This window comes from Limnohabitans sp. TS-CS-82 (genome assembly GCF_002943475.1).
Genome location: NZ_PTQX01000003.1, coordinates 249,385 through 262,385, shown reverse-complemented (window position 1 = coordinate 262,385; position 13,001 = coordinate 249,385). Strand labels below are relative to the sequence as shown.

13 protein-coding genes are annotated in these 13,001 nt (G+C 58.7%); 10 read left to right on the top strand and 3 right to left on the bottom strand.

Annotation, left to right across the window (positions count from 1 at the left end; genetic code table 11):
- Nucleotides 1-27: 27 nt before the first annotated feature.
- Entirely contained in the window at nt 28-435 is a 408-nt protein-coding gene (locus C5F52_RS08935) for a hypothetical protein (protein WP_104798006.1), read from the bottom strand.
- A gap of 223 nt (nt 436-658) precedes the next feature.
- Here C5F52_RS08935 and C5F52_RS08930 point away from each other — a divergent pair, with 223 nt between their 5' ends.
- Genes C5F52_RS08930 through C5F52_RS08920 form a run of 3 tightly spaced genes read left to right on the top strand, consistent with a single transcriptional unit; the run spans nt 659 to nt 3,323 of the window.
- A complete protein-coding gene (locus tag C5F52_RS08930; RefSeq protein ID WP_236657808.1) occupies nt 659-1,135 on the top strand; it encodes a MarR family winged helix-turn-helix transcriptional regulator in 477 nt (158 codons plus the stop codon).
- A 36-nt stretch (nt 1,136-1,171) separates the two neighbouring features.
- Nucleotides 1,172-1,846 carry a response regulator transcription factor gene (locus tag C5F52_RS08925; RefSeq protein WP_104798005.1) on the top strand — a complete coding sequence of 225 codons (675 nt, stop codon included), beginning with the start codon at nt 1,172-1,174 and terminating at the stop codon, nt 1,844-1,846.
- A gap of 37 nt (nt 1,847-1,883) precedes the next feature.
- On the top strand, nt 1,884-3,323 hold the full coding sequence (locus C5F52_RS08920; RefSeq protein WP_104798170.1) for a sensor histidine kinase: 1,440 nt from the start codon (nt 1,884-1,886) through the stop codon (nt 3,321-3,323).
- Nucleotides 3,324-3,379: 56 nt separating this feature from the next.
- Here the strand turns inward: C5F52_RS08920 and C5F52_RS08915 are convergent, their stop codons facing one another.
- Nucleotides 3,380-4,036 (bottom strand): glutathione S-transferase family protein, encoded by a 657-nt coding sequence (locus C5F52_RS08915; RefSeq protein ID WP_104798004.1) that lies wholly within the window; start codon nt 4,034-4,036, stop codon nt 3,380-3,382.
- Entirely contained in the window at nt 4,033-5,181 is a 1,149-nt protein-coding gene (locus C5F52_RS08910; protein WP_104798003.1) for an ABC transporter ATP-binding protein, read from the bottom strand. Before C5F52_RS08910 ends, C5F52_RS08915 begins: the two co-directional genes overlap by 4 nt.
- Nucleotides 5,182-5,230: 49 nt before the next feature.
- Between C5F52_RS08910 and C5F52_RS08905 the strand changes: the two genes are divergently transcribed.
- The 7 genes from C5F52_RS08905 (at nt 5,231) to C5F52_RS08875 (ending at nt 13,000) form a co-directional block, all read left to right on the top strand.
- Entirely contained in the window at nt 5,231-6,874 is a 1,644-nt protein-coding gene (locus C5F52_RS08905) for an iron ABC transporter permease (protein ID WP_104798002.1), read from the top strand.
- Between the two features lie 112 nt (nt 6,875-6,986).
- Nucleotides 6,987-8,057, top strand: coding sequence for an extracellular solute-binding protein (locus tag C5F52_RS08900; protein ID WP_104798001.1), 1,071 nt, complete (start codon nt 6,987-6,989; stop codon nt 8,055-8,057).
- 175 nt (nt 8,058-8,232) lie between these two features.
- Nucleotides 8,233-10,515 carry a TonB-dependent siderophore receptor gene (locus C5F52_RS08895; RefSeq protein WP_104798000.1) on the top strand — a complete coding sequence of 761 codons (2,283 nt, stop codon included), beginning with the start codon at nt 8,233-8,235 and terminating at the stop codon, nt 10,513-10,515.
- A gap of 18 nt (nt 10,516-10,533) precedes the next feature.
- The gene (locus C5F52_RS08890; protein WP_104797999.1) at nt 10,534-11,214 is read left to right on the top strand and encodes a Fe2+-dependent dioxygenase; all 681 of its coding nucleotides are present in this window, start codon (nt 10,534-10,536) and stop codon (nt 11,212-11,214) included.
- Nucleotides 11,214-11,864 (top strand): energy transducer TonB, encoded by a 651-nt coding sequence (locus C5F52_RS08885; RefSeq protein ID WP_104797998.1) that lies wholly within the window; start codon nt 11,214-11,216, stop codon nt 11,862-11,864. Before C5F52_RS08890 ends, C5F52_RS08885 begins: the two co-directional genes overlap by 1 nt.
- A gap of 15 nt (nt 11,865-11,879) precedes the next feature.
- Nucleotides 11,880-12,590 carry a MotA/TolQ/ExbB proton channel family protein gene (locus C5F52_RS08880; RefSeq protein WP_104797997.1) on the top strand — a complete coding sequence of 237 codons (711 nt, stop codon included), beginning with the start codon at nt 11,880-11,882 and terminating at the stop codon, nt 12,588-12,590.
- Nucleotides 12,591-12,592: 2 nt separating this feature from the next.
- The gene (locus C5F52_RS08875; protein ID WP_104797996.1) at nt 12,593-13,000 is read left to right on the top strand and encodes a biopolymer transporter ExbD; all 408 of its coding nucleotides are present in this window, start codon (nt 12,593-12,595) and stop codon (nt 12,998-13,000) included.
- Nucleotide 13,001: the final 1 nt, after the last annotated feature.

The window sequence follows — 13,001 nt, the reverse complement described above, 5'->3', positions numbered from 1 at the left end:
GGACAGCCCAATTTATGCGAGACGGGCTTACGTTGGAAAAACTAGAAAAAGTAATGTCAGCCCCGGCGCATTCGCGGTCTCGTTACAGTAAATCAACTTGTGGCTATCCAGTAAAAGCACGAACAGAGATGAGGGAGATGTGTGCATCTGTTGATTTGCTTTCAACAGTTGTCCGGTTTTTGCGTCTAGCTGTTGCTCACTACGCACAACCATATCTTTGACCAGCCTGCCGATAATTGCAGGCACTTCATTTCCTTTGGAAATGGTTAGATTTGTAACCACCACTTCATGAAGAAGATATCGGATATCCCGAAAAGCACGAACCTTGTTGGTGTCAAACGCAGGAATAACGATTTCGCTAAGTGCATCAGCTAGCTCCGCATCACCAACATGACAAATGAAATTTGCGAAATGAACGGAATGACCGCTACTCATCTGATACTCCTATTTTGCTATTTTTATATCTTACATAACTATTTTTTCTAGCTGTTCCGTTTCTGTTGACTACCCGTAGGGGTGCTTCAAAAAATACACACTTCAATGACTCAAAACCTAGAAAATACAAAGTTAAAAGACGCACAGCTACAAAGTCTTATGTTGCACACCTCTTTAATCCCATATAAATCAACAACTTAGATTATGGTGATGTACAAAATTAATTGGAATTCGGCACCACCTCGGTCGCTTGCTGGGCCATGCCATGCGGCGGTTCGACGCCCGCGTGCTGCATTTGATGGCGAACAACGACGACGTACCGCTGGCCCTCTCCAACCTCGCGGCACGCGCCCAAGTGAGCGCGGCGCACATCCACATCACACGTCACTTGAGTCTGCAGGGCTCGCGTTTGAGCGACTTGGCCATCAGCGCCGGCATGACCAAGCAAGCCATGGGCGACTTGGTGACGCAGTGCGAAGCCTGGGGCTTGGTACAGCGCACGCCCGACCCACAAGACGCACGGGCGCGGCGCATTGTGTTCACCGAAACAGGCTTGATTTGGTTGCGCGCATTCGAGCGCGCCGTGGCGCAAGCCGAGGCTGAATTTCGACAAGAAGTGGGGAACGATGTGGCCACCGTGGTCAGCTTAGGGTTAGAAGCCTATGCGGGTGCGTACTCGGACCTAGAATCGCAAGCCTGATTCCCCTAAAAACGCGAACAAAGCTGGAGACACATCATGCGCATTTTGATCGCTGAAGACGACTTGGTCTTGGCCGATGGCCTGCTGCGAACGCTGCGCGCCTCTGGCGCTGCGGCCGACCATGTGGCCAGTGGCACCGAGGCCGATGCCGCCTTGATGACCACCGATGAGTTCGACTTGCTCATCTTGGACCTAGGCCTCCCCAAAATGCACGGCCTGGAAGTGCTTAAGCGTTTGCGCTCGCGTGGCTCCGCCATCCCCGTGCTGATCTTGACCGCCGCCGACGGCGTGGAAGAACGCGTCAAAGGGCTGGATTACGGCGCCGACGACTACATGGCCAAGCCCTTCTCCCTGCAAGAACTCGAAGCCCGCGTGCGCGCCCTCACGCGTCGCGGCATGGGCGGCACCACCTCCTCCATCAAGCACGGCCCGCTGATTTACGACCAAACCGGCCGTGTGGCCACCATCGACGGCAAGATGGTCGAGCTGTCCGCACGCGAACTGGGTTTGCTGGAAGTGCTGTTGCAACGTGCAGGCCGTTTGGTCAGCAAAGACCAATTGGTCGAGCGCTTGTGCGAGTGGGGCGAAGAGGTGAGCAACAACGCGATTGAGGTGTACATCCACCGCCTGCGCAAGAAGATCGAGAAAGGCCCCATCCGCATCGCCACCGTGCGCGGCTTGGGCTATTGCCTCGAAAAAATCCAAGGCTAATCGACGCCCCTGAGTTCAACACGCCTGATTCGCCATGGTGAAGCTTTTTCAGCGCGAGCAGCGCTCGCTCTTTGGCGAAATTCTGGATTGGATGCTCACCCCGCTGCTGCTGCTGTGGCCGGTGAGCTTGGCCTTGACGTGGCTGGTGGCGCAAAACATCGCCGGTCGCCCGTTTGACCGAGGCCTCGAATACAACGTGCAGGCTTTGGCGCAGCTGGTCAAAAGCGACCAACAGCGCATGTACTTCAACCTGCCGCTGCCCGCCCGCGAAATTTTGCGTGCCGACGAAGCCGACTTGATTTACTACCAAGTGGTGGGTACCAAAGGCGAGTTCATCAGCGGCGAACGCGACTTTCCGCAGCCCCCCGACGAGCTCAAACCCCTGCCCGGCGAGGTGCTGTTGCGCGACGACGAAATGCGTGGCTCCGAAATTCGCGTGGCCTACACCTGGGTCAGCGTGGTGACGCCGGGCGCCAAACCCGTGTTGGTGCAAGTGGGCGAAACGCTGGAAAAACGCTCGGTATTGGCCACCGAAATTATCAAAGGCGTGATGCTGCCCCAGTTCGTCATCTTGCCGTTGGCGGTGTTGCTGGTGTGGCTGGCTTTGGCACGCGGCATTCAACCCTTGAACCTGCTGGAAGAACGCATTCGCCTGCGCAAGCCCGACGACTTGAGCCCGCTGGATGACCATTCGGTGCCTCTTGAAGTTGCGCCGCTGGTGGCCTCGATCAACGATTTGCTGACGCGCCTGAAAGAGTCCATCGCCACCCAAAAACGCTTTTTGGCCGATGCCGCGCACCAGCTCAAAACCCCGCTAGCAGGCTTGCGCATGCAAGCCGATTTGGCGCAACGCCAAGGCGCCAGCGCCGATGAGTTGAAGCAATCGCTGAAGCTCATTGGCTTGGCCAGCGTGCGCGCCACGCACACCGTGAACCAACTGCTCTCGCTCGCTCGCGCCGAAAGCGGCAGCACGCACATCGCCCGCAGCCCCTGCAATTTGGTGACGCTGGTGAGTGACGTGATTCAAGACTCGCTGCCCCGCGCGATGGACAAACACATCGACCTCGGCTACGAAGGCGTAGACGCCGCGAGCTCTGGCGTGCGCGTCAACGGCAACCCCACACTGCTCACAGAATTGGTCCGCAACTTGGTGGACAACGCCATCAACTACACGCCATCCACAGCCGATCAGCCGGGCATCATCACCGTGCGCTTGCTGAGCGACAGATTCGGCAAAGTCGCCGTGTTGCAGGTAGAGGACTCGGGCCCCGGCATTCCCGAGTCCGAACGCGATTTGGTGTTTCAACCGTTTTACCGCGCCTTGGGCACGGGGGCCGAAGGCTCAGGCTTGGGCTTGCCCATCGTGATGGAGATTGCGCATCAGCACGACGCCACCGTCGTACTGGAAGACGCCGCGCCCGGCAAACCCATGCCCGGCGCACGGTTCACGGTGCGGTTTTCCAACGCCCTGCTTTGAAGCCGCGCTAAGCCCATGCGCTAGGGCCTAACGCTGCAGCGCGTGTGCTTGGTGCATCAAGCCTTGAACAAATTCAACTGCAAACGCTCACGCTCGATCACGCGTTGAACGGGCGGATGCGCCGCCACTTTTTGCACAAACGCCCATAAAGCGGGGTAGCCCTCGGGGTTGATGCCCGCAATGCTGCCCCAACGCGTCAAGGTCAGCACGTAGGCATCGAGCGGGCCAAATTGGGCACCGGCCAACCACGCATCACCACGCGCCTGGGCGCTGGTCACCAAGGTTTGCAATTCGCCCATCAAGCCACGGTAGGTTTCCACCGCATGCGCTTTGATGTCTGCTTGCACCTCGGCCGACGCGCTGTATTTGTTGGGCATGAACACATGGGTGAACGTGGGGTGCACGGTGTTGTTCATCCATGCAAATGCTTCGAGTGCCTTCGCGCGCGCCATGCCTGAAGCGGGCAAAAAGCCCATCTGCGGGAACTTGCTGTCGAGGTAGCTGCAAATCGCCACGATCTGCGTGACCGACTGGCCTTCGTCGACCAACACGGGCACTTGGCTGCGTGGGTTGATGGCCTTGTAGGCCTCGTCGTATTGCTCGCCTTTGTGCAGCTTGACCATGGTCGGCTCAAAGGCCGCCCCGCTGGCTTCCAACAAACAATGCGGCACAAACGAACACGCGCCGGGGGCGAAGTACAAAGTCAAGCTCATGGTTTCTCCATAAAACGAACAGATTGCGGGGCGGCATGTGCAGCACAAGGCATGCTGCACAAGTCGTTGCCATTGATCGGGCATGCGCGGTTGAAGGTCACCACATGATCGACTTCAGCGCGAATCCCTATCCACTCGCCCACGGTGTGGTCGTGGTGGCTGGGCACATGGGCCATCACCGTTTCACCGGTCTTCAAACGCAAGGTGTACAAAAACTCTGACCCGCGGAATGCCTTGCGAATGATTTCGGCTTTCACGGGCGCGTGGTCGTCATGCACGATGTCATCGGCACGCAGCAACACATCGCATTCACCGGAAGCGAAGGTGCAAGGCAGCGGGCACTCGGACACATCGGTCAGATCGCCCACGGGCGTGTGCACCACCACTTGGCCGTTTTCTTCGCGCAACGTGGCGGGGGTGAACACGCCGTGACCAATGAACTCGGCCACAAAACGCGTAGCGGGTCGGTGGTACAAGGTGTAGGCGTCGTCCCACTGGTGCAAACGCCCTTCCGACATGACGCCAATCACATCGCCAATGGCAAAGGCTTCCATTTGGTCGTGCGTGACAAACAAGGCTGTGGTTTGCGCCTCTTTCAAAATGCCGCGCACTTCGAGCGCCAAACGCTCGCGCAACTCCACATCCAAATTAGAAAAAGGTTCATCCAGCAACAGCAGTTGGGGCTGAGGTGCCAAGGCACGCGCCAACGCCACGCGTTGCTGCTGGCCGCCCGACAATTCATGCGGAAAACGTTGCGCACTGCTGGCCAAACCGACCAACGCCAACACCTCGCGCACACGGGCGTCACGCGCCACGCGCGGCAGGTGGTGCAAACCAAAACTCACGTTGTCATGCACTGACAAGTGCGGGAACAGGGCGTAATCTTGAAACACCATGCCAATACGGCGCGACTCCGGCGCCACATGCTGCGTGGCGCTGCTGACCACTTTTTGCGCCAGCCGAATGTCGCCGGCACTGACATGCTCCAACCCTGCGACCGCGCGCAACAAGGTGGTTTTGCCGCAGCCCGAAGGACCTATCAGCACGCCGACCTCGCCCGCTTGCAAACCAAAACTCACGCGATCCACCGAAGGACGCGGGCGGTCTGGGTAACTCACTTGTAGCTGAACAACATCTAAAAACATAAGACTCATTGTAGGGAAGGGCACTCAAGCCCCCTCCCTACAATGACGCATGGGTTTTGTTTCACAAGGTTTTTTTCGTCGGGCGTGGGTGGTCGCGGCTTTAGGGCTGTTGCTGCTGTTGGCCTTATTACTGGCGTTGCCCGTGTTGACGGTGCTCGCGTCGTGGGCGCAATGGAACACAGCCTCCGCGCAAATCTTGAGGGAAATGGCGCAAACCGTGCTGCCCGATTACACAAGCACCACGTTGCTGTTGTGCGTGCTGGTCAGCGTCGGCGTGGTCAGCATGGGCACGGTGTCGGCTGCAGCGGTCACCTTGTTTGACTTTCCTATGCGGCGCAGTTTGGAGTGGGCCTTGCTGTTGCCCTTGGCCATGCCTGCTTATGTGGTGGCCTATGCGTACACCGACTTTTTGCAATTTAGCGGTCCGCTGCAAACCACGTTGCGCAACGTCTTGGGCGTCGAAGGCCGCGTCTTCCCCGAAGTGCGCAATGTGTGGGGTGCGGCCTGCGTGTTCACGCTTGCGCTCTATCCCTATGTGTATTTGCTGGCCCGTACGGCGTTATCGGAGCGTGCCAACCATTTGATGGAAGCGGCGCGTTTGCTCGGTGCGTCTTTGTCGCGCCGCATCTTGCGCGTGGCCTTGCCTTTGGCGCGGCCTGCCATCGCCGCAGGCACCGCACTGGCCTTGATGGAAACGCTGGCCGACTTTGGCGTGTCCAGCTACTTTGGCATCCAAACCTTCACGGCAGGCATTTACAAAGCGTGGCTGGTGATGGACAACCGCATCGCCTCAGCCCAACTGGCCACCTTGCTGTTGGTCGTCGTGGTCGTGCTGCTGGCGGCCGAGCAACGTGCGCAATCGCGCTTGCGTTTTTCGAGTGCCCGTTCGGACCGACACAGCAGCGAATCGCAGCCTCTTCAACTCAAAGGCTTGGCCGCCTGCATCGCTTGGGTGCTGTGCGTGTTGCCCGTGCTCTGCGGCTTTGTGCTCCCGATTGTGTTCATGCTGCGCGCTTTGTGGCAGGGCACCGACGACGTGGCCCTGCCTTGGGCGCGCTTTGCGCAATGGTCGATCACCAGTTTGTCACTGGGTTTGTTCACCGCCTTGCTCGCTGTAGGTGCAGCATTGTTGCTGGCGGCGCAGGCGCGTTTGCAACCCAATTGGCTCACACGCCAAGTGCGCTGGGTGGTGAGTTTGGGCTATGCCGTGCCCGGCGCGGTGATTGTGGTGGGCTTGTTACTGCCCACGGGTTGGGTACAAGCCACTTGGCCTAATTCGGGGGTGGGATTTTGGTTAACCGCCACGGTGCTGGGCTTGGTTTGGGCGTACTTGGTGCGCTTTGTCGCCGTGGCCTTGCAATCGGTTCAAAGCGGCTACGCCCGCGTACCCGCGAGTTTGGATGACAGCGCACGCATGCTCGGCGTGGCGGGGTTTTCACTGGTACGACGCGTGCACTGGCCACTGCTGCGCAAGCCCGTCGCCGCTGCTACGTTGTTGGTGTTGGTCGACGTCATGAAAGAGCTACCCGCCACCTTGGTGTTGCGGCCGTTCAACACAGACACCCTGGCCGTCATGGCCTACCAACTGGCACGCGACGAACGTTTGGGCGAAGCCGCTTTGCCCTCGTTGGCCTTGGTGCTGGTCGGCTTGCTGCCCGTGATTTTGCTCAGCCGAACTCTGCGTCGATCCTGAATCCAGCACCCGACAAAGCACGCCGCCAAAAGGGTCTTTGACTTACATCAATTGAGAACGATTCGCATTTGATGTAGACTTCTTCCAAGTTTCACATTTGGAAGTTCATGTCATGCGCCGCATTCTGACCACCTTGTCTTTTGCTGTGAGCAGCGCTACCGCAGCCTTGCTCGTCGGCTTGTACGCACCTGTAGCGTTGGCAGACACGCCGGTGCTCAACATTTACTCAGCCCGCCATTACCCAACCGACGAAGCGCTGTACAGCGACTTCACCAAAGCCACCGGCATCCAAATCAACCGCGTGGATTCAGATGATGCAGGCATCGTCGCCCGCTTGAAGGCCGAAGGCAGTGCCTCCCCCGCCGACCTCATTTTGTTGGTCGATGCCGCACGTTTATGGCGCGGCGAAGTCGATGGTTTGTTCTTGCCCATCCAGTCCAAGGTTTTAGAAACCGCCGTGCCCGCCGAACTCCGGGCCAAACCTGCAGACGGCGGTGGCACCGCTTGGTTTGGCTTGTCCACGCGCGCTCGTGTGGTGGTGTACGACAAACTCAAAGTCAAACGTGACGACGTGGACACCTACCAAGAACTGGCCGACCCCAAAAACAAAGGCAAGCTGTGCATCCGCTCAGGCTCGCACCCCTACAACTTGAGCCTGTTTGGCGCGATGACCGAACACCTCGGCCCAGCGGCCACTGAAGCATGGCTCAAAGGCATGGTCGACAACATGGCGCGCGCGCCCAAAGGCGGCGACACCGACCAAATCAAAGCGGTGGCCAGTGGTGAGTGCGGCATTGCGGTGACCAACACCTATTACTTGGCGCGTTTGATGCGCTCCACCAACCCCGCCGACAAAGCCGTGGCCGAGCGCGTGGGCGTGGTGTTCCCCAACCAACAAAGCTGGGGCACACACGTGAACGTGGCGGGTGGCGCGGTGGCGCGTTACGCCAAGAACCAAGCGAATGCCGTGAAGTTTTTGGAATACCTCGTCAGCCCCGAAGCCCAAAACCACTTTGCCAACGGCAACAACGAATGGCCCGTCGTCAAAGGCTTGAAGCTGGACAACCCCGCACTCAAAGCCATGACGGGCGGCAACTTCAAAAGCGAGCTGGTACCCATCAGCGCTGTCGGCATGAACCAAATCAAGGTGCAACAAATGTTGGACCGCGTGGGTTTCAAGTAAGCACCTGCATCACGCACCCAGCGCGGCACTCAGGCGCAAAGCATAGAAATTTTTGCGCCTGTATTTTTCGGCCAGCCAACAAACCCCGTGTTTGTCGCCCTGCGTGCAAGGGCGTGTAGCCAGCCTCTGATCACAACTGCCGACTTGCTTCGGCGACTACTTTCGGAGCTTCTCCATGGCGACCACCCGTTCGCGGCTCAACCGACGCCGCTTGTCTTCACCTGCGCCTCGCACCCCACGCGTGCCAGCCACGCAAGCCTCCAAACTGCTGCCTTTGGGTGCCATGTTGTTGGCAGCCAGCTTGGCGACATCTGCGCACGCCCAAGCGGAGAAAACACTCAGCACCGTCACCGTGCGCGAAAAAGCTGAAGTGTCCGAAGGCAAAGACAGCCTGCGCGCCACCGAAACCCGCATTGGCAAAGGTCAACAAAAGCTGCGCGACATTCCGCAATCCATCACCGTGGTGACCGAACGCATGATGGACGACCGCAATTTAGACACCGTCAAAGACGCGCTGAAGCAAACTGCGGGCATCACCTTTCAAGCGGCGGAGGGCGGCGAAGAAGACATTCGCTTGCGCGGCTTTGCGCTCTCCACCACCGGCGATATTTTTGTAGACGGCATTCGCGACCCCGCGTTTTACGACCGCGACACCTTCAACCTTGACCGCGTAGAGCTCTTGCGCGGCTCGGCCTCCATGTTGTTTGGCCGCGGCTCCACGGGCGGCGCTGTCAACATGGTGAACAAAGTGCCGCGCTTAATGGACGACAACCAAATCGACGTAACCGTGGGCAGCCACAACCACCGCCGCGTGGTGGGCGACTTCAACGAACAAACCGGCGAGAGCTCGGCCTTGCGTGTGAGCGCCATGAAAACCACCGCCGACAACAACGGCGCGGGCAGCAGCATTGACAAGCAAGGCATCGCTGGCAGCTACCGCTGGGGCATTGGCGAACGCGATGAATTCACGGCCAGCCTCTACCGCTTAGAAAACAACAACGGCATCAATTACGGCATGCCGTGGATCAAGCCCACCAGCAGCAGCCCTGCCAGCGCCACGACGCTATTGCCCGTGAGTCCCACGAGTAACTTTGGGCTGGCCAGCGACTACAACGATGGCACGGCCACCTACGCTACGTTGGCGCACACGCACCGCTTTGACGGTGAGACCGAACTCACCACCCGCGTGCGTCGCGGTGTCTACACACGCGACCAACGCGCCAGCACCATTCGCCTAACCGTTGGCGAAAACTTGTCGAACTTTGGGCCCAACACGGTGCTCACACGCGGCACACAAAACAAAATTCAAAACTTGGATTCGATGTATCTGCAAAGCGATTTGAGCGCGAAGTTTGATGCGTTGGGCGTACGGCACGAATTCCTCAGCGGCATCGATGTGGCCCGCGAACAAAAGACCGTGTACGCCGCACGCACCGCCGCACAAGGCCTGGGCGGTGTTGACCTCATCAAGCCCAACACCACCATCGGCACACCTGACGATGGCGCTTGGGTCAATGAAGGTTCGCGCGTGTTGCGCGTGAACAACCAATACACCTCCACCGCTTGGGGCGTGTACGCGCAAGACTTGGTGCAAATTGCCCCTCACTGGAAGCTCTTGGGTGGCGTGCGCTACGACAACCTCAACGGCAACTACGACAGTTTTGCGGCACCTGCCAACGGTGCCAATGCCGTGAACGGCGTGAAATCGAATTACCAAATGAACGTGGGCGAATGGAGCAAACGGGTGGGCGCCTTGTTCCAACGTAACGAACGCGAGTCGTACCACTTCTCTGCGGCCACCTCGTTCAACACCTCGGGCGATGCCTATTCCTTAGGCGCGAGCAACGCCGATGTGCCGCCCGAACAAAGCATCAACTTAGAGTTGGGGGCCAAGATTGATTCAGCCGATAAAAATTTCACCACACGCTACGCACTGTTTCGTTCCACCAAACTTCACGAACGCAACACCGACCCCTTGGTCGACGTGGCCGTGCTATCGGGCAAGCGTCACGCCACCGGCTTAGAGCTTGACTTCACGGGTCGCATCACACCGCGCTGGGAAGCCTATGGCTCGTTCATGTGGATTCCAGATGCACGCATTGACGAAGCCTACAAATCACCCACGGGCAGTGACAACGAGCGCACCGGCGCACGCCCCTCACTCACACCGCGTATCAGCGCCACGCTGTGGAACACCTACCAAATCAACGGCCAATGGCGCGTGGGCGCAGGCTTGAACCACCGTGGCGCACAAACCCCCAACCGCAACCCGGGCTGGGAAGCGCCGGCCTTCACCACCGCCGACGTGATGGCCGAGTACCGCGTGGACGAGCACTTCACCTTCAAAGGGAACGTGAGCAACCTCACCAACAAGCGCTACGCCGACCAGCTGTACAGCGGCCACTACGTGCCGGGTGCGGGGCGCTTGGTGCAGGTGACGGGCTCTTACAAGTTTTAAGTTTCAGAGGAAACACGCATGCTGCTAACCCTGCCCAATTTGTTATCCACCGAAGAATTGCGCCAAGCCCGCGCTTGGCTCAAAGACGCACCTTGGGAGCCGGGCATTGGCACGGCGGGTCGGCAAGCGGCGATGGTCAAACACAACGAGCAATTGCCGCAGACATGCGATGCCGCCGTCAACATTCGCGAGATGGTGCTCAAGGCACTCAACGCCAACCCGACCTTTTTCTCGGCCACGCTGCCCAAGAAAATTTACACACCGCGCGTCAACCGCTACGCGGGTGACAGCAATTACTTTGGCAAACACATTGACGGCGCGATTCGCATGCTGAGCCACGAAAAACGGGTGCGCACCGACATTTCGTGCACGGTGTTTTTGAGCGAGCCCGACAGCTATGACGGCGGCGAGCTGACCATTGCCGACACCTACGGCGAGCAAAGCATCAAGCTGCCCGCAGGCAGCATCGTCATCTACCCCGGCAACAGCTTGCACGAAGTCAAGCCGGTCACGCGCGGCGAGCGTTTGGCTTGCTTCTTTTGGATTGAAAGTTTGGTGCGCAGCGACGAGCAACGCCGCTTGCTGTACGAGCTCGACATGAGCCTGCTGAGCCTACGCACCCAGTACGGCGAAATTCCAGAAGCGGTCACGCAAACCGGCGTGTATCACAACCTCTTGCGCATGTGGGCAGACACCTGATGCTGCAATTCACCTACGCGCCATCACACACAGACAAACAACGCACAGTCACCACCGTGGTGTTGTGCGTGGTAGCACTGCATGTGTTGGCCATCAGCGCCTTGTTGCTCTCACCCGAAGCCACGCCCCTGGACCGCCCCCAAGGCATGGCCATAGAGATGGTGCTTGCCCCTACGCCCAAAGTCACGGCGACACCTGCGTCGACCTCCGAGAAATCTACGCCAGCGCCCGCCCAAACAGCAGCCACAGCATCGCCTGCACCGTCTCCTATTTCTGCATCACAAAGCCTTAGCGCCGCACAAACCACGACGGCAGCCGTACCTGCAACGTCAGCCCGTGCTGCGTCGACACAAACTGGTTCACCCGCTTTCAGCCTGCCTAGCAGCGACGCACACGGTTTGAACAACCCCCAACCGACTTACCCACGTGTGAGCCGTCGCCTCAACGAACAAGGGCAAGTGGTGATTCGTGTGTTCGTCGCCGGCGATGGCTCGCCACAGCAGGGCGAGATCAAAACCAGCAGTGGTTACGACCGCTTGGACCAAGAAGCCTTGCGCACCGTAATGCGCTGGCGGTTTGTGCCAGGCCAGCGCTTGGGTGTGCCTGAGGCGATGTGGTTCAACGTCCCCGTTCATTTTGTTTTGGAATAACTTTTGGAAACTGTCATGGAAAACCAACCCGGTATTTTGAATTTTTGGCAACAGGGCGACGTCATCACCCACATCGTGGCCCTGCTGTTGATCGGCATGTCTGTGTTGTCATGGGTCGTCATCGTCATGAAGGCGCTCGACATCGTGCGCTTGAAACGCATGGCGCAGCACGTGGAATCGTTTTGGCATAGCAGCAACTTAGACGACGGCTTGGCCACACTGGATGGCGCCACACCACACGCCGCCAACACCAACCCGTTTTACAGCTTGGCCAAACAAGGCCACGAAGCCTCTGCCCACCACCGTGCCACGCAAGAACAGCTGCATGACAGCTTGGACGTGAGTGACTGGGTCACACGCAGTTTGCGCAATGCGATTGACGACTCCACCGCGCGTTTGCAAGCAGGCTTGGCCGTGTTGGCCTCGATTGGTTCGACAGCCCCCTTCGTGGGTTTGTTCGGCACGGTGTGGGGCATTTATCACGCGCTCATCGGCATTGGCGCCTCAGGCCAAGTGGGCATGGACCGCGTGGCGGGTCCCATTGGTGAAGCGCTCATCATGACCGCACTTGGTTTGGTGGTGGCCGTGCCTGCCGTGTTGGGCTACAACGCCTTGGTGCGCGGCAACAAATTCATCTTAGGCCAGCTCAACCGCTTCGCGCACGACTTGCATGCCTTCTTAGTCACGGGTGCACGCGTGGGCCAACGCGACACTGCGGGAGTTTGAGCATGTCGTTCTTACCTGCCCAAGACGATGACGAGGTGATGACAGAAATCAACATGACACCGTTGATTGACGTGATGCTCGTGTTGTTGATTGTGTTCATCTTGGCCGTGCCCGCTATGCACAGCGCGATCCCTTTGGTGTTGCCTCGCGCCAGCAGTACAGCACCGCCACAACCTGCCCAGCCTGTGCGCCTAGACATCGACGCGCAAGGCCATGCCTACTGGAACGGCAAATTAATAGAAGACGACGCGCTCAATGCCCAAGCGCAGCAAGCCGCGAGGCAAGAACCCCAACCCGTGGTGCGCCTAAGTGGCGATCGCGTCGTGCCTTATGAGCGTGTGTTGCAAACGCTGGTCACACTGCAAGGCGCGGGCTTGGCCAAAGTCAACTTCATCGCCCAAAAACCTTAAG